This is a genomic window from Halomonas sp. KHS3, assembly GCF_000830495.1.
In the GTDB taxonomy this organism is placed as follows: Bacteria; Pseudomonadota; Gammaproteobacteria; order Pseudomonadales; family Halomonadaceae; genus Vreelandella; species Vreelandella titanicae.
In genome coordinates this window covers 15,461-37,163 of the sequence record NZ_JWHY01000014.1, presented here as the reverse complement: position 1 = coordinate 37,163, position 21,703 = coordinate 15,461, and the positions used below count along the sequence as shown (strand labels likewise).

Sequence of the window (21,703 nt, the reverse complement as noted above, 5' to 3'; positions counted from 1 at the left end):
ATTGGCGTTACTCGGGAATGTGTCTCCGGTTTTCCGGACGACATCCGCTATTAAGATATTCGTGCTAACGATATTCTGGCTAACAAAGCGGGGGGCGCCAATAAAACAGCGACCAGGCGCGCTTGCTAGCCAAAAGCTGCTAACAAAAAGCCCCTTCACTGGAAGGGGCTTTTTGAAAGAAACCTTGTGTACCATTTCTTAAGTACTACTTCCAGTACCGTCTTAGCAACATGTAACAGGCTGTACCTGAAATGACCGTTATTTCCAATACGTCTTAAAAATAACAATCTAGAACATGCTACTAGAAAATGGTAGCGGGGACCGGATTTGAACCGATGACCTTCGGGTTATGAGCCCGACGAGCTACCAGACTGCTCCACCCCGCATCAATCTAGGTCGACGATAATAGACACTAAAGCCACTTACGTCAAGAACTACTTGCTTCAAGAACCACTTACTTAAAGCTGTCTTTTTCGCCTCAGGTGCCAATGGGCATTCTGGTAACAAAAGAAACGTTCTGGGAAGCTGGCGTGCCAGCAAAACAGATGGTGCCGAAGGCGGGACTTGAACCCGCACGACCATACGGTCACTACCCCCTCAAGATAGCGTGTCTACCAATTCCACCACTTCGGCATCAGGGGAGGCTAAAAAACAGCAGCTGCTTACTCGCTGCTTTCCTCTAGCACTGGCGCGGTATTATCCACGTCCGCAGGCCTGTCGTCAAGCGTCGGGACGCTTTGCTGCTGCTCGATCAAGCGCGAATCGGGAATACCTGCTTCCGGTGCCTGGCCCGCCTGGGTGGCAAAGTAAGCTAGCGCCATTGAGGTGACGAAGAAACCCGCCGCCAAAATAGCCGTTGTGCGCGACAGGAAGTTACCACTACCCCGCGAACCGAATACCGTTTGTGATGCACCGCCCCCGAAAGCTGCACCGGCTTCGGCACCTTTACCCTGCTGAAGCAGAATGAGTACCACCAGGGCGACCGCAATCACCACATGAATCATAAGAATTGCAACTTGCATGGCGTTATCCTGCTGACTGACAAATGGCATAAAAATCATCGATCTTGAGTGAGGCTCCGCCCACTAGACCGCCGTCGATATCTGGCTGAGCAAGCAGCTCAGCCGCATTGCTTGCGTTCATACTGCCGCCGTAAAGCAAACGCAGTTGCTCGGCGAGGCCCTTATCGAAACCCGCCTGGTAGGCACGGATGCCTGCCATAACGTCCTGGGCTTGCTCAGGCGTTGCCGTGCGCCCAGTGCCAATGGCCCAAACAGGCTCATAGGCAATCACGACCTGCTTACGCTGGTCGGGCTCTAAGCGGGACATTACATAGCCCACTTGACGAAGCACCACATCCATCGTGCGCCCTGCGTCGCGCTCCTCCAGGGACTCACCCACACAGAGGATCGGCGTGATATCCACGCTCAATGCTGCTAGCAGGCGTGCAAAGATCTGTTCATCGCTCTCTTTGTAGAGCTGACGTCGTTCAGAGTGCCCCACCAATACGTAAGAGACCGCAAACTCTTTTAGCATGCGGCCACTTACTTCGCCGGTATGCGCCCCAGAGTGAATAGGGTTCAACGTTTGCGCGCCCAATGAAAGCACCGTACCTTCAAACGCGTGGCGCGCCGCATCCAAATAGGGGAACGGCGGAATGATAACGACATCCACGCTCGTTGGCGATACGGCGGCGGAGAAGGCCTGGCCGAATTCATTGATTAACGCCACGGAACCGTTCATTTTCCAGTTACCGGCGATTAAAGGCGTACGCATCGACTCTCCTCACTCAAGGTGGAGCGAAATGGTATAGGAGCGGCCTTGTCAAGACAACCGCTGTTATAGCCACAAGCTGGGTTTACCAAACCAGTTTACTGAACCGGTTAGCTGAACACATTTAATTAAGTAGCGCCTGAACCTGATCGGCCAAGCTATGCGCCAATTGATCGACATCTAAATGGGCGCGTCCTTCCACCATTACTCGAATAAGCGGCTCAGTACCTGAGGGACGTAGCAACACTCGCCCCTCATCGCCTAACTCATGCTCTAACGCAGCCACTGCCTGCTGAAGCGGCGCAGATGCCATCACCTCTTTGGCGCTGGCATGAGCGGGCAAACGCACATTAACCAGCGCCTGGGGCACTTTCTCCAACTCTTTTAACAGTGTCGGGAGGCTTTTTTGCTCGCGCATCATCAGCGCCAATACCTGCAACGCGGAGACAATGCCGTCGCCGGTGGTCTGCACGTGGGCGCACACAATATGCCCCGACGACTCACCGCCCAGCTCCCAACCATTGGCGGCCATACGTTCCATCACAAAGCGGTCACCCACCTTTGCGCGCTCAAAGGGGATTCCCAGCTTATCCAGCGCCATCGACAGGCCAAAGTTGGACATCAGGGTGCCCACCACGCCGCCTTGAAGCAAGCCACGCTCGTGGCGATCTCGGGCAATCAGATAGAGAATATCGTCGCCGTCGACTTCGCGCCCGTCGCCATCTACCAGCAGCACGCGGTCGCCATCGCCATCAAAGGCGATCCCCAAATCAGCACTTTGCTGAATCACGGAAGCACGCAGAGCCGCGGGGTGCGTTGAGCCCACCTGCTGATTAATGTTTAACCCGTCAGGTGCAGAGCCAATAGTGGTGACATCAGCTCCCAGCTCGCGGAACACATTAGGCGCGATATGGTAAGTGGCACCGTGAGCGCAATCCAAGACGATTTTAAGGCCGTGCAGGCTAAGCCGGTCAGGCAAGGTCGATTTACAAAACTCGATATAACGGCCTGCAGCGTCGTCGATGCGCGTTGCCTTACCCAACTGCGCGGCCTCGGCCGTGGTCAGCGGCGCTTCCAGCATCGCTTCGATACGATCTTCCGTGTCATCGGGAAGCTTCTTGCCCTCAGCGGAGAAGAACTTGATGCCGTTATCATCAAACGGATTATGCGATGCCGAAATGACGATGCCTGCATCGGCACGAAATGTGCGCGTTAAATAGGCAATACCCGGCGTGGGCATTGGCCCCAGCAGGGATACATCGACACCCGCTGCAGAGAGCCCCGCCTCTAGGGCGGATTCGAACATATAGCCGGAGATCCGGGTATCTTTGCCGATCAGTACCCGCGTTCGACCTTTATCACGGCGCAGCACCTGACCCGCCGCCCAGCCCAACTTGAGCATAAAATCAGCGGTAATCGGTGATTTACCCACCGTGCCGCGAATACCATCCGTCCCAAAATAGCGCCTTGTCATGCGTCAAACTCCTTATTTAGCGGCGGCTCGCAGCCTTCTTGTAGTACCGCCCACGCCATATTGACTGCATCGACCGTTGCAGCTACGTCATGCACGCGCAAAATATTTGCCCCACGCTCAACCGCCATGGCAGCAAGCGCCAGACCACCGGAGAGACGCTCCTCCACTGGTCGACCCAACACTTTACCAATCATGCTCTTGCGCGACATACCCACCAGCACTGGAAGCTCCAGCGATTGCAGAGACTCCATGTATTTGAGTAAGCGTAGATTGTGTTCGACGGTTTTGCCGAAGCCAAAACCAGGGTCGATCAGTAGACGGTTGCGGCGTAGCCCTGCAGCCTCGCATTCAGCAATCCGACGGGCCAAATAATCCGCCACCTCTTCCTCGACCGGGCGCTGATACGCGGGCGACTGCTGCATATCCTGCGGCTCGCCCTGACGATGCATCAAGCAGACGGGCAACCCGCTCCCCACCGCGGCCAGCAGGGCTCCTTCACGCTCTAAGGCGCGCACATCATTAATCATACCAGCGCCCAGTTCGCTCGCCTCGCGTATAACCGTCGGGCAACTGGTATCCACCGACACCAACGCATCCAGCTCGCGCACCAGGACCTCCACCACCGGCGCCACCCGGTCTAGCTCCGCCTGGGGGCTGACAGGGGTAGCCCCAGGGCGGGTCGATTCGCCGCCCACATCTATCATCGCTGCCCCTTCGGCCAGCATCCGCTCAGCGTGGCGCAAAGCGTCATCCAATGCCACGTGCTGGCCACCGTCAGAAAAAGAGTCCGGGGTCACATTAAGAATACCCATTACCCTGGGAAAGGAGAGATCCAACAGATGGCGCCCGCAACGCAGTTGGAGAGCATTTTCTGCGTTTCGTGAAGAGGACGTGTCCAGAATTGATTTCATGCTGCAGCCTGATCAAGAAATGAAACATTGCTGTTATGTATACAGCATATCAAAAAAGGCGCCCCATGACGGGGCGCCTTTGGCTCATACGGCAGTGCTGGCTTATGAGCCTGCAGGGCCACCTAGCGGGTCTGAGGGACGGCGACGCGGCCCGTCGTCATCTTCTTCGCTGTCACCACCGGACGCATCGCCTCCAGAAGCGTTTGAAGAAGCATCGTCTTCAGCCTTCGCTTGCGGCTTGTCATCGTTGACAGGCGTACCGCCACCGGATGAGTCACCGTCATCCCAACCTTCCGGCGGGCGCGGCTCACGACCTTCCATGATGTCCTTCAACTGCGTGGCATCAATGGTCTCGTACTTCATCAAGGCCTCGGCCATGGCGTCCAGCTTATCGCGATTATCGGTCAGGATTTGGCGTGCCTGCTCGTAGCAACCGTCGATGATTTTGCGGACTTCCTTATCAAGGCGCGTGGTGGTGTCACCAGACTTCATCTTGCCACCACCCTGACCCGGGCCACCGAGGAACTGATGCGACTCATCCTCGTCGTACATGATCGGGCCCATTTCGTCCGACAAGCCCCACTTGGCAACCATGTTATGGGCCAGCTCAGTAGCACGCTTGATGTCGTTTGAGGCGCCGGTCGTTACACCATTCGGGCCTAACGTCATCTCTTCGGCAATACGGCCACCAAACAGCGAGCAGATCTGCCCCAGAATTTGCTGACGGGAGAGGCTATAGCGATCCTCTTCCGGCAGGAACATGGTGACACCCAGCGCACGGCCACGGGGAATAATCGTTACCTTATAGACCGGATCATGGGAAGGCACGACCAGACCGATAATGGCGTGACCCGATTCATGGTAAGCGGTATTGAGCTTCTCTTTGTCGGTCATAACCATCGATTTGCGCTCAGCGCCCATCATGATCTTATCCTTCGCGAGCTCAAGCTCTTCCATGCTGACCAGGCGCTTATTGCGGCGCGCGGCAAACAGAGCGGCTTCGTTGACCAAGTTGGCCAAATCCGCACCAGAGAAACCAGGCGTACCACGTGCGATCAGCTGCGGTTTTACGTCATCGCCCAGCGGCACTTTACGCAGGTGAACGCCCAGAATGTGCTCACGGCCACGGATGTCCGGCAAACCGACCGTTACCTGGCGGTCAAAGCGGCCTGGGCGCATTAGCGCAGGGTCAAGTACGTCAGGACGGTTGGTCGCGGCGATAACAATGACGCCTTCGTTGGCTTCAAAGCCATCCATTTCAACTAGCAGTTGGTTCAACGTCTGCTCACGCTCGTCGTTACCGCCACCCATACCGGTGCCACGTGAACGGCCTACCGCATCGATTTCGTCGATAAAGATAATGCACGGCGCTTGCTTCTTGGCCTGCTCGAACATGTCACGCACACGGGATGCACCGACACCAACAAACATTTCAACGAAGTCAGAACCCGAAATAGAGAAGAACGGCACTTTGGCTTCGCCCGCAATGGACTTTGCCAGCAGCGTTTTACCGGTACCCGGAGGGCCTACCATCAATACGCCGCGGGGAATCGTGCCGCCCAGGCGCTGGAATTTGGTTGGGTCACGCAGGAAGTCGACCAGCTCTTCTACTTCCTCCTTGGCTTCATCACAACCTGCCACGTCGGCAAAGGTTGTCTTGATCTGATCTTGTGAGAGCAGCTTGGCCTTCGATTTACCAAAGCTCATCGGGCCGCCTTTACCACCACCGGCTCCGCCCTGCATTTGGCGCATGAAGAACATAAAGATGCCCAAAATCAACAGAATCGGGAAGCTGGCGATCAGTAGCCGCGTCCAGATACTTTGCTGCTCTGGCTCTTTGCCCACCACCGTCACATTGTTGCTCAACAGGTCGTCCATCAGCTTCGGATCTTCCGCCGCTGGGCGGATGGTCTGGAACTGAGTGCCGTCCGTGCGCTCACCGCTGATGGTGTAACCATCAATCGTTACGCTACGTACCTGCTGATTTTGCACCTGCTGCACAAACTGGGAATAGTTTGTGTTTTGCGGTGCGCTTTCCGTACTGAAATTGTTGAACACTGTCAGTAGGACGGCCGCGATGACCAACCACAGAATCAGGTTCTTCGCCATATCATTCAAGGGGCTACCCTCATTACAAGAATCCGTCAGTTAAACCCTGGTGCTTCATAAAGTCTTTTACCAATAAGCTTAGTAATACGACATTACATCAGCATCAAGCGTTCAACCATTGCCAAAGCGTCTTATGCCTCGGGCCATCTGTGTCACGCGCACTTATGGCGACTAATGTGACACACGTTGCGCTTGCCTGTCTGGCAATCGCGCTGATAAATCTTGGCTATGAACCACACGGGCAGCCTCTCATGTTAAGGAGAGTCACCCGCGAAACCCTTCGGCCAGAAAATAGACTTCACGGGAACGCGCCCGGGAGGCGTCTGGCTTACGGGTTACTACCTTGTTAAAGCTGCCGCGCAATTCTTTCAAATAGGCGTCAAACCCTTCCCCCTGGAATACTTTAGCTAAAAACCGGCCACCAGGTGACAACGTTTCGCGGGCAAGTTCTAACGCTAGCTCCACTAAATACATCGCCTGGGGCTGATCAATCGCCGCCATACCACTCATATTGGGGGCCATATCCGACATCACAAGGTCTACACGGCGATTATCCAGGCATTTTAGTATCGCCTCCAGCACCGCCTCTTCAGTGAAATCACCTTGGATAAAATCCACCCCGGCCAGTGCATCCATCTCCAGAATATCAGAGGCAATCACCACACCTTCAGGCCCTACCCTTTCCGCTGCAATTTGACTCCACCCACCGGGGGCGGCGCCCAGATCAATCACCGTCATACCGGGACGCAGCAGTTTATCTTTTTCATCCAACTCAATCAGCTTATAGCTGGCACGGGAACGGTAGCCATCTTGCCAGCTCTGCTTCACGTACTGGTCGTCAAAATGCTCCTTCTTCCAGTTATTGCTGGTCTTGCTAACGGAATGTTTTCGGTTCGGGGGCTTTTGCTGCATGTGGGAGTCTAACACTGGAATAAGAGATGGGCGCATTCACGCGATCGCTTTCACTCGGTGACGTTTCACCGTAAGATGGAGCGTTAAGCGCTAACCGGGATACCGCAAGATACCATGAGCTTGTCACAGGCACAAAAGAAAGCATTTCGTAGCATTGGCCACCATCTTAACCCAGTGGTCACCGTTTCTGAGAACGGCGTCTCCGAAAATTTGCTCGCAGAACTCAACCGCGCACTCACTGATCACGAACTGATCAAAGTGAAACTTGCCCTTCCTGAGCGGGATGATCGTGCTGCCATGATAGCCGAACTGATCGCCAACAGCCGTGCCGACTTGGTGCAAACCATTGGCAAAATGGCGCTGCTCTATCGCAGAAATCCGCAGGTGAACCCGAAGCTTTCTAACGTTACCCGCTTTGAGAACCACCACGGCCGCCATTAAGCGTTAAATTCAACGCGTGCAATAGAGAGTCGCCGTACGAAAGCGCCCCTTCAACTGACTCCAGAGTCAATCGAAGGGGCGTTTTTTGTCATACGTGTTCGACGCTACCTACTTCGTACTCCACGTCACCGCCGGGTGTTTTGACCACCACGACATCACCCTCTTCTTTGCCGATCAGGGCACGGGCAATCGGTGAGGTAACCGAGATACGGCCAGACTTAATATCCGCCTCATCTTCGCCGACGATACGGTAAGTGACTTCCGCATCAGTATCCAGATTCATTAGCGATACGGTTACGCCGAAAATCACTTTGCCAGTTTTCGGCAGCTTGGTGACGTCAATCACTTGAGCGACAGAGAGCTTACTTTCGATCTCCTGAATCCGCCCTTCGATAAACCCCTGCTGCTCGCGAGCGGCGTGATACTCGGCATTCTCTTTAAGATCACCGTGTTCACGCGCTTCGGCGATGGCCGCGATCACCTGCGGACGAGCTTCGCTTTTAAGGTGGTCGAGCTCTTCACGAAGGCTTCTTTCTCCCGCAACTGTCATCGGGACCTTGTTCATTGACTTGCTCCTGCATGCAGATCCTGAAGGCGCCGCACCGTAATCTCCCTACCGTACTCAAGCGCCATGCAAACAGCATTAGCGCCCGCCAAGGTGGTCGCATAGGGCACCTTGCGCGAGAGAGCAGTACGGCGAATGACCGAAGAGTCGTTAATAGCCTGACGACCTTCAGTAGTGTTCACAATGTAGGCGATTTCGTCGTTCTTAAGCAGATCGACGATATGGGGACGGCCTTCGTAGACTTTATTGACGTGTTCCACGGCAAGCCCGGCAGCTTCCAAAGCAGCCGCTGTTCCCCGTGTAGCACATAGCGTAAAGCCTAATGCTAACAGAGAACGCCCCACTTCGATAATCCCCGCCTTGTCCGGTTCGCGCACGGAAAGGAATGCCTTGCGCTCACCGGTAAGCCCAGGAATGGCCTCACCTGCCCCCAGTTGCGCCTTGAAGAAGGCTTCTGCAAAGGTGTCGCCAGAGCCCATCACTTCGCCGGTGGACTTCATTTCCGGCGACAGAATCGGGTCGACACCGGGGAATTTATTGAACGGGAAGACCGCCTCTTTAACACTATAGAAGTGCGGTACGATTTCCTGCTCAAAGCCCTGCTCAGCCAGGGTTTTACCGGCCATGCAGCGCGCTGCGATCTGCGCCAGCGAGGTGCCAATGCACTTGGACACAAAGGGCACCGTACGCGAAGCGCGGGGATTCACCTCGATCACATAGATCTCACCATCCTGCCAGGCCAGCTGCACGTTCATTAAGCCTTTAACGCCCAGCTCAACCGCCATCTGCTTCACCTGATGGCGCATCTCGTCCTGCACATCCGCAGGCAGCGAGTAAGGCGGCAGCGCGCAGGCGGAGTCACCGGAGTGAACGCCCGCTTGCTCTACGTGCTGCATGATGCCGCCGATCACCACCTGTTGACCATCCGACACCGCATCGATATCGATCTCGATCGCGGCACTCAAAAAGTGATCCAGCAGCACCGGTGAGTCGTTGGAGACTTTCACCGCATGGGTCATGTAATTTTCAAGTTCGGAGGCGTCGTAGACGATCTCCATGGCCCGACCACCCAGCACGTAGCTGGGGCGCACTACCAGCGGGTAGCCAATCGCTTCGGCTTTATCGAAGGCTTCCGCAAAGCTGCGAGCCGTGGCATTGGGCGGCTGCTTCAGGCCCAGCTTATCAATCATCACCTGGAAGCGTTCACGGTCTTCTGCGCGGTCGATAGCATCCGGCGTGGTACCAATGATCGGCACACCGGCAGCTTCTAGCTCACGGGCCAGTTTCAGCGGCGTTTGACCACCGAACTGAACGATCACACCCACCGGCTTCTCTTTGTCGGCGATCTCCAGCACGTCTTCCAGCGTTACCGGCTCGAAGTAGAGACGATCAGAGGTATCGTAATCGGTCGAGACGGTTTCTGGGTTGCAGTTGACCATGATGGTTTCATAACCATCATCGCGCATGGCGAAGGCGGCGTGAACGCAGCAGTAGTCAAACTCGATGCCCTGGCCGATCCGGTTAGGGCCACCGCCCAATACCATGATCTTCTGACGGTCAGAAACATCCGCCTCGCACTCCTCTTCGTAAGTGGAGTACATATAGGCGGTATCAGAGGCAAACTCCGCGGCACAGGTATCGACACGCTTATAAACCGGGCGAATGCCGGCGGCCTGGCGGGTTTGACGGAACTCTTTTTCGCTGACATTCAGTAGCTTGGCCAGGCGCGCATCGCCGAAGCCTTTGCGCTTGAGCTGATAGAGCTCACGAGCCGAGAAGTCAGCCAGCGAGCGCTTGGCAACGGCGTTTTCAGTCAGCACCAAATCTTCCAGCTGCACCAGGAACCAAGGGTCGATATTGGTCAGGGCAAAGACGTCATCGACGCTCATGCCGGAACGCATGGCGTCCGCCACGTAGAAAATACGCTCGGCACCGGCGGCCTGCAGTTCGCCCTGGATAATCGCCATGTTGTCCGGCGTGAAATCGGTAATGATCGGATCAAGACCATCGTTACCGGTTTCCAGGCCACGCAGGGCTTTCTGCAGCGACTCTTGGAAGGTGCGGCCAATCGCCATCACCTCACCCACCGACTTCATCTGCGTCGTTAGGCGATCGTTGGCCTGGGGGAATTTCTCGAAGGTGAAGCGCGGAATTTTGGTGACCACGTAATCGATAGACGGCTCGAACGATGCCGGCGTTTGACCACCGGTAATATCGTTCTGCAGCTCGTCCAGGGTATAGCCAATCGCCAATTTCGCGGCGATTTTAGCAATCGGGAAACCGGTCGCCTTTGAGGCCAGCGCCGAAGAGCGCGACACCCGCGGGTTCATCTCGATAACTACCAAACGGCCGGTTTTGGGATCCATACCAAACTGGACGTTAGACCCACCGGTCTCTACGCCAATCTCGCGCAATACCGCGAGGCTGGCGTCACGCATGATCTGATACTCTTTATCGGTCAGCGTTTGCGCCGGTGCCACGGTGATGGAGTCGCCGGTGTGCACACCCATCGGATCAAAGTTCTCAATCGCGCAGACGATGATGCAGTTGTCGTTTTTGTCACGCACAACCTCCATCTCGTACTCTTTCCACCCCAGCAGCGACTCATCGATGAGCAGCTCGTGGTTGTTGGAAAGCTCAAAACCACGGGTACAGATCTCTTCGAACTCTTCCTTGTTGTACGCCACGCCGCCGCCGGAGCCGCCCATGGTGTAGGAAGGGCGAATAATGGTCGGGAAACCCAGCTCAGCCTGAATCTCCCAGGCTTCATCCATAGTGTGGGCGACTTTCGCTTTCGGGCACTCCAAGCCAATGCGCTTCATGGCCTGATCGAACAGATCACGGTCTTCGGCCATGTTAATCGCATCGGCGTTGGCACCGATCATCTCCACGCCGAACTTCTCCAGCACGCCATGCTTTTCAAGCTCGAGGGCGCAATTCAGCGCCGTCTGACCACCCATGGTCGGCAGAATGGCATCAGGGCGCTCGGCTTCGATGATCTTCTCCACCGCCTGCCAGGTAATCGGCTCGATGTAGGTGGCATCGGCCATGGCCGGGTCAGTCATGATGGTGGCGGGGTTGGAGTTAACCAAAATAACCCGGTAACCCTCCTCGCGCAGCGCTTTACACGCCTGGGCGCCGGAGTAGTCGAATTCGCAGGCCTGGCCGATCACAATCGGGCCAGCGCCAATGATCAAGATACTGTTGATGTCGGTACGCTTAGGCATAACGGTTCCCGCAAAAAATGGTGACGATGAGCGACAAAAGACGGCGATACGGTGATGCTAGGGACGCGTTAACGGCGTGCCTGCATCATAGCCACGAAGCGATCAAACAGCGGCGCCACATCACGCGGGCCGGGACTCGCTTCCGGGTGGCCTTGAAAGCTGAACGCCGGTCGGTCGGTAAGTTCGATTCCCTGCAAGGTGCCGTCGAACAGCGAACGGTGCGTTGCGCGCACGTTAGCGGGCAGGGTCGCTTCATCCGCCGCAAAGCCGTGATTCTGGCTGGTGATCATTACCGTACCACTATCCAGATCCTGCACCGGGTGGTTGGCACCGTGGTGGCCGTGGCTCATTTTGACCGTCTTCGCCCCGGCGGCGAGCGCCAGCAGTTGGTGGCCCAGGCAGATACCAAACACCGGAATATTGGTTTCCAGCACGTCCTGAATTGCCTTGATGGCGTAATCGCAGGGCTCCGGGTCACCAGGGCCGTTGGCTAAAAACACGCCATCCGGATTCATCGCCAGCACCTCAGCAGCAGGCGTTTGCGCGGGCACAACTGTCAGGCGGCAGCCGCGAGCGGCCAGCATGCGCAGGATGTTGAATTTCACACCGTAGTCGTACGCCACCACATGGTAGGGGCGCTCGCTTTTGGAAGCATCAGCGTAGCCTTCACCCAGCGTCCACTCACCTTCCGACCACTCGTAGGCTTGTTTACACGACACCTCTTTGGCCAGATCCATCCCCTTCAGGCCTGGGAAAGCCTTGGCGGCTTCCAGCGCCCGTGTGACCGCCCCGTCGCCTTCCGCATCAACGCCTGCCAAAATCGCCCCGTTCTGCGCACCTTTATCTCGCAAAATGCGCGTTAGACGGCGGGTATCGATATCGGCAATACCCAGCACGTTCTGGCTTTTCAGGTAGTCCGACAGCGACTGCTCAGAGCGGAAGCTGCTGGCCATTAGCGGTAAATCGCGAATCACCAAACCTGCTGCGGCAATAGAAGCTGACTCAATGTCTTCAGCGTTAATGCCTGTATTGCCGATATGGGGATAGGTGAGGGTAACGATTTGGCGGGTGTAGGAAGGGTCGGTGAGGATTTCTTGATAGCCGGTCATGGCCGTATTGAACACCACCTCACCGCTTGTTAATCCGTCCGCGCCAACGGCAATGCCGTGGAACACGCTGCCATCTTCCAGGGCCAATATTGCGGGTTTGCTCAATGCGGGGTTATTCAAAACAAGATCCTCCCATGCTGGTGGGAGCCTGTGGGGCGCAGGCTCAGCAATTTCTTGATTATCCGCGACGTAACACTATCGCTAATAAAAACTATCACTAGTAAAACTGGGGTCGTAAAAAAGCGGGACGAAGCCGATAAAAAGAATCGGTTTCATCCCGCTTGTTGTTCGATGCCTTTCTGATTCGCTTAGCCTCTAGCGTTACGCTTAACAGCAGCACCGCTTTATAGCAGCAAACCCTGAGGAGGCAGGCTTTGGGTTGACCAACGCAACAAGCGCGCCGTTTAAGATTTCCAGGCCACCCGGCCAAAATTTTTGAAATGTTACAGGAATTCTTGATCGAAGACTACCCCTTGATGGCAGGACTGTTCTAGCGCCCTGCTCAAGCAGTGACAGGCAATCCCTTACTCTAGCCCCAATACATCCTGCATGTCGTAACGGCCGCTCTCTTTGCCAGCGACCCAGCGCGCCGCGCGAACCGCACCTTTGGCAAAGGTCATCCGGCTGGAGGCCTTGTGAGTGATTTCAATGCGCTCACCTTCGGTGGCAAACATTACCGTGTGCTCACCCACGATATCGCCCGCGCGCACGGTGGCAAAGCCGATCTCTTTGTCGGTGCGCGGACCGCACTGCCCGACTCGCTCAAACACGCCGTGCTCTTTAAGGTTACGCCCCAGGCTGTCGGCAATTACTTCGCCCATTTTGATCGCGGTGCCGGAAGGCGCATCAACCTTGTGACGGTGGTGAGACTCGATCACTTCAATATCGTAGCCTTCATCACCCAGCGCTTTGGCAGCGGTTTCGAGCAGTTTCAGGGTCAGATTAACCCCGACGCTCATATTGGGTGCGAACACCATGGCTACCTTGTCGCGGTAGCTATCGAGCTGAGCCAACTCATCATCGCTCATGCCAGTAGTACCAATCACGATACGTTTGCCGTGCTCTGCGCAGAACGCCAGATTACCAAGCGTGACCTGAGGGGCCGTGAAGTCGATCAGCACATCAAATTCATCGACAATCGACGTGAGCGAATCGACCGCGACAACACCGCGCTTCCCGACACCCGCAAGCTCGCCAATATCAGCGCCCGCCAAGGAGCTACCTGGCTCCACGATCCCGCCAGCTAGCGTCGCCTCAGCATCTTGCTCTACAGCATTTACCAACGTACGGCCCATGCGGCCAGCCACGCCTACAATGGCAATTCGGGTCATGCGAACTCCTGAGCTCTAGGTTTCAGTGCGTAAGACTTATGTTTCAAAATCAGCGCGATTATAGCAGACCCATCGATGCCTTCGACGCTCTCCGTTTATAGCTGACCAGCCGGTATCTAGTTCTCCCACACAATCGCCAACTCTTCATCACCGGCCATACGCATCAGGTGGCGCTCGACGACCCCCTCCAACTCATCCAGATGCTCCTCTTCCAGGGTTTCGAGGGCCACCACCAATTTATCGGCCTCAGCAACCATTAAGCAGGTGCCAGTGGCAAACGTAATGGTGGCCTGCTGATCGCTTTGCTCGACCTCCAGCTTATGCGCCCAGTGTTTACAGAGCCGATTAATTAAACGCTCGGCGGAAGGCGTGGCAACTTCGACACGAGATAAAGGCATAGCGGCCTCTCCAAAAAATGTAAGTACTTACAAACTAAGTAATCCTTCAACAATGAGCCGTTAGAGCCAAATATGTGAAGCCATCACCGTAGGATAAATGCTCAGTGTAAAGCGTAGCATGTTGACCATTAAGCGCGGCACCCTAATAATGCCGCCCAAACGCTAATCAGTTACAATAGCAATTGCATCTCTGTGCTATCACCGTTAATGCGCATCAGCGATGCCGCCCTGTTAACCAATATCGACCAACGAGTTAAAAAATGCTCAATTCTCCGCGCTTAAAAATCCTGCTTGGTACGCTTATCACGTTTGCTTGCGGCGCCACTGCTATGGCTGACGCTATCACCGTCACCGATGTCGCTGGCCGCGAAATCACTCTGGATGGCCCTGCCGAGCGGGTTATTTTAGGCGAAGGGCGGCAAATTTATCTGCTCGGTTTACTCGAACCTGAAGCTCCTTTTGCCCACGTGGTCGGTTGGCGCGAAGACTTTTCTCAAGCGGATCCCGACAACTATGCCCGTTACGCCGAACGCTTCCCAGAGATTGAAGCGATCCCCACCTTTGGCGGCTTTAAAGACGGCACTTTTGACGTAGAGCAGGCCGCTTCGCTTAATCCTGACGTAGTGCTGATGAATATCGAGGCCAAAGCCGCCACAGAAGACGCCGCCTACGACGACAAGCTGGCACAACTCGGCATTCCCATCGTCTATGTGGATTTTCGCGAAGACCCGATTGAACACACCATTCCCTCCATGCGCATCATCGGCCAGATCATGGACGATGAAGAAGCGGCGGAAGAGTTCATCGAGTTTGCCGAGACACAGTTGGCACGGGTAACCGATGTCATCGCCGAAGCCAACCCAGAGCGCCCCAGCGTGTTTATTGACCGGGCCGGTGGCTACTCCGACGAGTGCTGCATGAGCTTTGGCCCTGCCAACTTTGGCGACTATGTCACCCTGGCTGGCGGTAGCAATATTGCCGAGGGCATCATTCCTAACAGTTTCGGCAACCTGAACCCTGAACAGATTATTGCTGCCAACCCTGATCATGTGGTTGTCACCGGCGGCAACTGGGACGCCTACGTGCCGGGTGGCAACTGGGTCGGCGTAGGCCCTGGGTCTGATATGCAAAGCGCTCGCGCTAAGCTTGAAGCACTGACCGAGCGCACCGCGATGACCGGCATCAAGGCGGTGGAATCAGGTAACTTCCACGCCATTTGGCACCAGTTTTACAATAGCCCCTACTACTTCGTGGCCGTGCAACAGCTAGCCAAATGGCTACACCCAGAGCTGTTTGAAGACCTGGATCCCAACGCCACGATGGAAGAGCTACACGAGCGCTTCTTACCCATCGACTATGAAACCGGCTACTGGATATCACTCCATGACGACTGATACGAGGATAACGGAAACGGCGGTAACAGAACGCCTTTCACAGGGGCGCGCCTTCTACCATAGCCAGGTTTTCCGCCGCCAAATGATACTGGCGGCACTGGTTTTAGCGCTGTTTTTTAGCCTCTGCGTCGATCTGGCGCTGGGGCCTGCCCGCTATAGTCTGGGTGAAGTGGTCGCAGCGCTATTCACACCAGACAGCGTCAGCCAGCAGGCCCGGGTTATTCTTTGGGAAATCCGCATGCCGGTAGCGCTGATGGCGCTAGTGGTGGGCGCCAGCTTGTCGGTGGCCGGGGCACAGATGCAAACCATTCTGAGCAACCCGCTAGCCAGCCCATTCACCCTGGGGATCTCCGCCGGGGCCAGTTTTGGCGCCGCGTTGGGGCTTGCTTTTGGTGTCGCCATTGTTCCCGCAGCCATTGAGTTTGTGGTGCCCATCAATGCCTTCGTGATGGCCATGTTCACCGCGTTCTTAATTCATGCTTTAAGCCTTAAGCGCGGCGTGACGGTAGAGACGATTGTGCTGCTCGGCATCGCCATGGTGTTTATCTTCAACTCGCTGATGGCGCTGATTCAGTTCTTTGCCAGCCAGGAAGCGGTCTCCGCGGTGGTGTTTTGGACGATGGGCAGCTTAACCAAAGCCACCTGGCCCAAGTTCTGGATCGCCCTTAGCATTCTTGCCTTATCCATGCCGCTGCTTGCCCGGCATGGTTGGGCGCTGACGGCCATGCGCCTGGGCGACGCCAAAGCCGAGAGCATGGGCGTCAATCCCCGCGCGCTGCGTTTGGAAGTGCTGGTGCTGGTGTCACTACTTGCCGCCATCGCGGTGGCGTTCGTGGGCACCATTGGGTTTATTGGCTTGGTGGGGCCGCATATCGCGCGCATTTTACTGGGCGAGGATCAGCGTTTCTTCCTACCAGGCTCGGCCCTGTGCGGCGCACTGATCCTCTCCGTTGGCTCGGTCATCTCCAAGATTATTATTCCTGGCACCATTATTCCCATTGGCATTATCACCTCGCTGGTGGGCATTCCCTTCTTTCTGTTTCTGGTGCTTAACCACAAGAAGGCCTCATGGTAACCCTACAACTGAACCGTGTATCCGCCCGCTATGGGCGTCGCCCTATTCTGGAAGAGATCACCACGCCCTGCTTTCAAGGGGGGCAAGTCGTCGCTCTGCTAGGGCCCAACGCAGCAGGTAAATCGACGCTTTTTCGCCGCGTGTTAGGACTATTGAAAGGCGAAGGCGAAGTGATTATCAGCGGCACCAGCGCCGAACGCCCCGTGGGCTATATGCCCCAGGACACCGGTGCCAAGGCCGTACTGACGGTATATGAATCAGTGCTTTTGGCACGTATGCAGGGGCGTGGATTAAAAGTGCAGCCTGAGGATTTAGCGCAGGTTGATCGCGCGCTGGAAGAACTCAGCATTACGGCCCTTGGCGAACGGGATATTGGCGACCTTAGCGGCGGCCAGCGCCAGTTGGTCAGCGCTGCCCAGGCTCTGGTGCAAGAACCCGAGATTCTGATGCTGGACGAGCCCACTTCGGCACTCGATTTGAACCGCCAGATCAGCCTGCTGACGGTGCTGCGCCGGTTAGCCGACGAGCGCCAGATGCTGATTCTGGTGGCGCTCCATGACCTGGGGCATGCGCTACGTTTCGCCGATGCCGCCATGATGCTCGAAAATGGCCGCTTGATTGCCTGCGGCTCCACTGCCGAAGTGATTACCCCTGCGTTGCTACGCCAGGTTTATCGGGTATCTACGCGTATCGAGCCCTGCTCGAAAGGTCAGCCGCAGCTTATCGTCGAAGCCGCTATCTAGCCCTTTGCCTAAGCCGCCGCCCTTCCATCGCCGCTAGCGCTACCCCACTTAACATCAGCGGTAGCGCTAGCAGGAAGCCGCTGGAGACCGGTATTCCAAACAGCACCCAATCGGCGAGGACGGGCCACACCAGGGCAATATATTCAAAAGGTGCCAAACGTGACGCCTCGGCGTAGCGTAGAGCTAATGTCATCGCGATATGCGCAGCACCGCCAAACAGGCCCGAGAGCACCAACAGCGAAAACTCTACCTGATTGAGTGCCGCCCAGCCCAGTGGAAGCGTTGCCAGCCCGGCTAGCGCGGCCACTAAAATAAAGTAGAAGGCGATTGAAGCCGCTGTCTCGGTGCGTGAAATACGCCTGACGGTTAATAAAGCACCTGCCGTTAGCAGCGCACCCAACGCCCCTAGCGCATACCCGGCCACTTGGCCATTACTGGAACTGGCATTCAGCCCAGGCAAAATCAGCACGGCCACCCCGGCAAGCGCCAGCACCACACCACCCGCGCGATTAAGCGAGCAGCGCTCCCCCAGCAGCAGAACACCACCAATCGCCATAAAGACCGGGGTAAGCTGAGCGAGCAATGTTGCCTCGGCCACTGGCAACAGCGCCACCGCCGCAAAAGAGGCAAACATCGCCGCCGCCCCCAGCCCAGAACGCAGCGCATGCCCCAGCGGGCGGCGCGTAGCCAACCCCTGGGGAAACTCACGCCGCAGCAGAAGGAAAACAACAATAGGCAGCAGCGCAAACAGCGAGCGAAAAAACACCGACTGCCCCACAGGCACTTCGTCACTGACTGCCTTAATACACACCAGCATCCCGGTAAACAGGGCGCCTGACAGTATCCGCAGCAAAATACCCATGGTGGGCCTTTCTTCAAGGTGATCCATTGCGTGCAGTATTTCCTAAACAGCAAAAACCCCCGGTGAACCGAGGGTTTTTGGACTAAACACCTAACTGCTTACTATTATCTCAGACTTACGGCTTCATATCTTCAAAGAAGCTTTTCACGCTATCAAAGAAGCCGGTTTTCTTCGGCGAGTGGTTGTGGCTATTGCTGTCGTCGAAGCTCTGTTGCAGCTGGCGCAACAGATCGCGCTGCTCGTCGTTAAGCTTCACCGGTGTTTCCACGACCACCTTGCACAGCAGGTCGCCGGGCATACCACCGCGCACGGGCTTCACGCCTTTACCGCGCAGGCGGAACAGCTTGCCTGTTTGGGTTTCCGGCGGAATCTTCAGCTTCACACGGCCATCTAGCGTCGGCACTTCAAGCTCGCCACCTAGCGCTGCATCAACAAAGTTGATCGGCACATCGCACTGCAGGTGCTTGCCGTCACGCTGGAAGATGTGGTGCGGCTTGATCGCCACCTGCACATACAGATCCCCTGGCGGGCCACCGTTCACGCCGCTTTCGCCTTCGCCGTTCAAGCGAATACGGTCGCCGGTATCCACACCGGGCGGAATCTTAACGGACAGCGTGCGTGTCTCACGTACACGGCCTTCGCCATTACACTTATGGCACGGCACTTTAATGTGCTGGCCAGAGCCATGACAGGTCGGGCAAGTCTGCTGCACGGCAAAGAAGCCTTGCTGCATACGCACTTGGCCGTGGCCATGACAGGTAGGGCACGTCTCTTTAGAAGAGCCGGGCTCAGCGCCACCACCATCACAACGGTCACACTCGATATGCCGCGGCACACGAATATCCACCGTGGTGCCTGAAACGGCGTTTTCCAGATCCAGTTCTAGGTTATAACGCAGGTCGGAACCGCGTGCCGGGGCATTGGGGCCACGGCGGCGACCGCCACCTCCGCCAAAAATATCGCCAAACACATCGCCGAAAATGTCGCTGAAATCACCAGCGCCAGCACCGCCGAAACCGCCGCCACCTTGGCCATCAACGCCCGCATGGCCGAACTGGTCATAGGCAGCGCGTTTTTCACCGTCGCTAAGCACTTCATACGCTTCGGACACTTCGCGGAATTTTTCCGCGGAGGTGGTATCGTCCGGGTTTCGATCAGGGTGGAATTTTTGCGCCAGACGGCGATAGGCCTTCTTGATCTCTTTCTGATCGGCCCCTTTTTCGACACCCAGGACTTCGTAATAATCGCGTTTGGACATAGGCCCTACGCCTCCTGGTTAGCTACGCACTCAACTGCACATTTAGCTATGTATTCAACTGTATATTTAACTACGTGATACTTAACTACGTGCGTCTTGGCCGCGGAAACAGCAACGCGGGAGTAAGCTCCCGCGTCACCGCTTTCCTTGGCAGAAAGAGGATGTTACTGCTTTTTCTGATCGTCGTTGACTTCTTCGTACTCGGCGTCAACCACGTCTTCTTCCGGCTTGGTGCCCGCGTTTTCGGCACCTTCACCGCCCTCTTGCTGCGCCGCTTCGGCCTGCTCGGCGTACATCTTCTGGGCTAGCTGGCCAGAGGCTTCGGTCAGTGCATCCAGTTTCTTCTGAATGTTATCGACGTCGTCACCTTTAACCGCTTCTTCCAGCTCGCTGATGGCCGTTTCAATCGCCTGCTTCTCGTCGTCAGTTGCTTTGTCGCCAGCTTCTTCCAACGTTTTGCGCGTAGCGTGAATCATACCGTCAGCTTGGTTACGCAGCTGCACCAGCTCTTCGAACTTTTTGTCCTCTTCGGCGTGAGCTTCAGCATCACGTACCATCTGCTCGACTTCTTCCTCGGACAGACCGCTAGACGCCTTGATGACAATCGACTGCTCTTTGCCAGTGGCCTTGTCTTTTGCCGATACGTTCAGAATACCGTTGGCATCCAAGTCGAAGGCGACTTCGATCTGCGGCACGCCGCGTGGTGCAGGCGGAATGTCAGCAAGATCAAAACGACCCAGCGACTTATTCTGCGACACTTGCTTGCGCTCACCCTGCACGGCGTGAATGGTCACCGCCGTTTGGTTGTCATCCGCCGTAGAGAAGGTTTGTGTCTTCTTGGTCGGGATGGTGGTGTTCTTTTCAATCAGCGGCGTCATCACGCCACCCAGGGTTTCGATACCCAGGGTCAGCGGGGTAACGTCGAGCAGCAGAACGTCTTTAACGTCGCCACCCAGTACGCCGCCCTGAATCGCGGCACCAACGGCAACCGCTTCGTCCGGGTTAACGTCTTTACGTGCTTCTTTGCCGAAGAAGTCAGCGGCTTTCTTCTGCACCATCGGCATACGTGTCTGGCCACCGACCAGGATCACTTCGTCGATTTCAGAGGCAGATAGGCCTGCATCTTTCAGGGCCATTTTGCACGGCTCGAGCGAGCGCTGAACCAGCTCTTCCACCAGTGACTCCAGCTTGGCACGAGTCACCTTAACGTTAAGGTGTTTCGGGCCAGTGTTGTCGGCGGTGATGTAAGGCAGGTTCACATCGGTCTGCTGAGCGCTAGACAGCTCAATTTTGGCTTTTTCGGCAGCTTCTTTCAGGCGCTGCATGGCCAGGTTGTCGCCAGACAGATCAATGCCGCTGTCAGACTTGAACTGGTCTACCAGGTAGTTGATCATCGCCAAGTCAAAGTCTTCGCCGCCCAGGAAGGTGTCACCGTTGGTGGCCAACACTTCAAACTGGGTTTCGCCGTCGACATCGGCAATTTCGATGATCGAGATATCGAAGGTGCCGCCACCCAGGTCGTAGACCGCGATGGTTTTGTCGCCGCGGGATTTGTCCATACCGTAGGCCAGTGCGGCAGCGGTCGGCTCGTTAATAATGCGCTTAACGTCCAGACCGGCAATGCGGCCGGCGTCTTTGGTCGCCTGACGCTGGCTGTCGTTGAAATAGGCCGGTACGGTAATGACCGCTTCGGTGACTGCTTCGCCCAGGTAGTCTTCGGCAGTCTTCTTCATTTTCTTCAGCACTTCCGCGCTTACCTGCGGCGGTGCCATTTTTTTGCCTTTTACTTCAACCCAAGCGTCACCGTTATCAGCTTCGCTGATTTTGTACGGCACCATCTTAATGTCTTTCTGGACGACGTCGTCTTTAAAGCGACGGCCAATGAGACGCTTGATGGCGTACAGGGTGTTTTCTGGGTTAGTAACGGCCTGACGTTTAGCCGCCTGACCTACCAGCGTTTCACCATCATCGGTGTAGGCGATAATAGAAGGCGTCGTACGACCGCCTTCGGCGTTTTCGATAACTTTAGCGCTGTCACCATCGAGCACGGCCACACAAGAGTTAGTGGTGCCCAGGTCGATACCAATTATACGTCCCATAGCAATACCTCGAATTCGGTTG

The 21,703-nt window shown here is 56.0% G+C and carries 18 protein-coding genes and 2 tRNA genes; 4 read left to right on the top strand and 16 right to left on the bottom strand.

Annotation, left to right across the window (positions count from 1 at the left end; genetic code table 11):
- Nucleotides 1-309: 309 nt before the first annotated feature.
- The 8 genes from RO22_RS22265 to rlmE form a co-directional block, all read right to left on the bottom strand.
- A tRNA-Met gene (locus RO22_RS22265) sits at nucleotides 310-386 on the bottom strand.
- A 160-nt stretch (nucleotides 387-546) separates the two neighbouring features.
- Nucleotides 547-633: transfer RNA gene (locus tag RO22_RS22260), tRNA-Leu, on the bottom strand.
- Between the two features lie 29 nt (nucleotides 634-662).
- Complete coding sequence (secG, locus tag RO22_RS22255; protein ID WP_022520708.1) at nucleotides 663-1,022, bottom strand: preprotein translocase subunit SecG; 360 nt, start codon at nucleotides 1,020-1,022, stop codon at nucleotides 663-665.
- 4 nt (nucleotides 1,023-1,026) lie between these two features.
- Complete coding sequence (gene tpiA / locus RO22_RS22250; protein ID WP_009287925.1) at nucleotides 1,027-1,776, bottom strand: triose-phosphate isomerase; 750 nt, start codon at nucleotides 1,774-1,776, stop codon at nucleotides 1,027-1,029.
- Nucleotides 1,777-1,897: 121 nt separating this feature from the next.
- Nucleotides 1,898-3,247 carry a phosphoglucosamine mutase gene (gene glmM / locus RO22_RS22245; protein WP_041159427.1) on the bottom strand — a complete coding sequence of 450 codons (1,350 nt, stop codon included), beginning with the start codon at nucleotides 3,245-3,247 and terminating at the stop codon, nucleotides 1,898-1,900.
- Nucleotides 3,244-4,158, bottom strand: coding sequence for a dihydropteroate synthase (gene folP, locus RO22_RS22240; protein WP_041159426.1), 915 nt, complete (start codon nucleotides 4,156-4,158; stop codon nucleotides 3,244-3,246). The genes glmM and folP overlap by 4 nt, the downstream gene beginning before the upstream one ends.
- 102 nt (nucleotides 4,159-4,260) lie before the next feature.
- Nucleotides 4,261-6,276 carry an ATP-dependent zinc metalloprotease FtsH gene (gene ftsH / locus RO22_RS22235; protein ID WP_009287922.1) on the bottom strand — a complete coding sequence of 672 codons (2,016 nt, stop codon included), beginning with the start codon at nucleotides 6,274-6,276 and terminating at the stop codon, nucleotides 4,261-4,263.
- Between the two features lie 255 nt (nucleotides 6,277-6,531).
- Nucleotides 6,532-7,179 (bottom strand): 23S rRNA (uridine(2552)-2'-O)-methyltransferase RlmE, encoded by a 648-nt coding sequence (rlmE, locus tag RO22_RS22230; RefSeq protein ID WP_027958245.1) that lies wholly within the window; start codon nucleotides 7,177-7,179, stop codon nucleotides 6,532-6,534.
- A gap of 114 nt (nucleotides 7,180-7,293) precedes the next feature.
- Here rlmE and yhbY point away from each other — a divergent pair, with 114 nt between their 5' ends.
- The gene (yhbY, locus tag RO22_RS22225) at nucleotides 7,294-7,620 is read left to right on the top strand and encodes a ribosome assembly RNA-binding protein YhbY (RefSeq protein WP_022520713.1); all 327 of its coding nucleotides are present in this window, start codon (nucleotides 7,294-7,296) and stop codon (nucleotides 7,618-7,620) included.
- Nucleotides 7,621-7,708: 88 nt separating this feature from the next.
- On the opposite strand, the gene greA is transcribed toward yhbY, so the two are convergent.
- The 5 genes from greA to RO22_RS22200 form a co-directional block, all read right to left on the bottom strand.
- Nucleotides 7,709-8,185 (bottom strand): transcription elongation factor GreA, encoded by a 477-nt coding sequence (greA, locus tag RO22_RS22220; RefSeq protein ID WP_009287920.1) that lies wholly within the window; start codon nucleotides 8,183-8,185, stop codon nucleotides 7,709-7,711.
- Nucleotides 8,182-11,412, bottom strand: coding sequence for a carbamoyl-phosphate synthase large subunit (gene carB, locus RO22_RS22215; RefSeq protein WP_009287919.1), 3,231 nt, complete (start codon nucleotides 11,410-11,412; stop codon nucleotides 8,182-8,184). The genes greA and carB overlap by 4 nt, the downstream gene beginning before the upstream one ends.
- 68 nt (nucleotides 11,413-11,480) lie before the next feature.
- Entirely contained in the window at nucleotides 11,481-12,626 is a 1,146-nt protein-coding gene (carA, locus tag RO22_RS22210) for a glutamine-hydrolyzing carbamoyl-phosphate synthase small subunit (protein WP_190374854.1), read from the bottom strand.
- 419 nt (nucleotides 12,627-13,045) lie between these two features.
- On the bottom strand, nucleotides 13,046-13,852 hold the full coding sequence (gene dapB, locus RO22_RS22205) for a 4-hydroxy-tetrahydrodipicolinate reductase (RefSeq protein WP_041159424.1): 807 nt from the start codon (nucleotides 13,850-13,852) through the stop codon (nucleotides 13,046-13,048).
- Nucleotides 13,853-13,968: 116 nt separating this feature from the next.
- Nucleotides 13,969-14,250: a DUF2218 domain-containing protein gene (locus RO22_RS22200; RefSeq protein ID WP_022520719.1), complete on the bottom strand. Its 282-nt coding sequence runs from the start codon at nucleotides 14,248-14,250 to the stop codon at nucleotides 13,969-13,971.
- Nucleotides 14,251-14,510: 260 nt separating this feature from the next.
- Here RO22_RS22200 and RO22_RS22195 point away from each other — a divergent pair, with 260 nt between their 5' ends.
- From RO22_RS22195 to RO22_RS22185, 3 genes are read left to right on the top strand one after another with little or no spacing between them, the layout of a single operon-like run.
- Nucleotides 14,511-15,644: an ABC transporter substrate-binding protein gene (locus RO22_RS22195; RefSeq protein WP_041159423.1), complete on the top strand. Its 1,134-nt coding sequence runs from the start codon at nucleotides 14,511-14,513 to the stop codon at nucleotides 15,642-15,644.
- The gene (locus tag RO22_RS22190) at nucleotides 15,634-16,719 is read left to right on the top strand and encodes a FecCD family ABC transporter permease (RefSeq protein ID WP_041159422.1); all 1,086 of its coding nucleotides are present in this window, start codon (nucleotides 15,634-15,636) and stop codon (nucleotides 16,717-16,719) included. Before RO22_RS22195 ends, RO22_RS22190 begins: the two co-directional genes overlap by 11 nt.
- Nucleotides 16,713-17,462: an ABC transporter ATP-binding protein gene (locus RO22_RS22185; protein ID WP_041159421.1), complete on the top strand. Its 750-nt coding sequence runs from the start codon at nucleotides 16,713-16,715 to the stop codon at nucleotides 17,460-17,462. The genes RO22_RS22190 and RO22_RS22185 overlap by 7 nt, the downstream gene beginning before the upstream one ends.
- Here the strand turns inward: RO22_RS22185 and RO22_RS22180 are convergent.
- The 3 genes from RO22_RS22180 to dnaK form a co-directional block, all read right to left on the bottom strand.
- A complete protein-coding gene (locus tag RO22_RS22180; protein ID WP_041159420.1) occupies nucleotides 17,455-18,351 on the bottom strand; it encodes a DMT family transporter in 897 nt (298 codons plus the stop codon). The genes RO22_RS22185 and RO22_RS22180 overlap by 8 nt on opposite strands.
- Nucleotides 18,352-18,439: 88 nt before the next feature.
- Nucleotides 18,440-19,582 carry a molecular chaperone DnaJ gene (dnaJ, locus tag RO22_RS22175; RefSeq protein WP_039859995.1) on the bottom strand — a complete coding sequence of 381 codons (1,143 nt, stop codon included), beginning with the start codon at nucleotides 19,580-19,582 and terminating at the stop codon, nucleotides 18,440-18,442.
- Between the two features lie 164 nt (nucleotides 19,583-19,746).
- A complete protein-coding gene (gene dnaK / locus RO22_RS22170) occupies nucleotides 19,747-21,681 on the bottom strand; it encodes a molecular chaperone DnaK (protein WP_041159419.1) in 1,935 nt (644 codons plus the stop codon).
- Nucleotides 21,682-21,703: the final 22 nt, after the last annotated feature.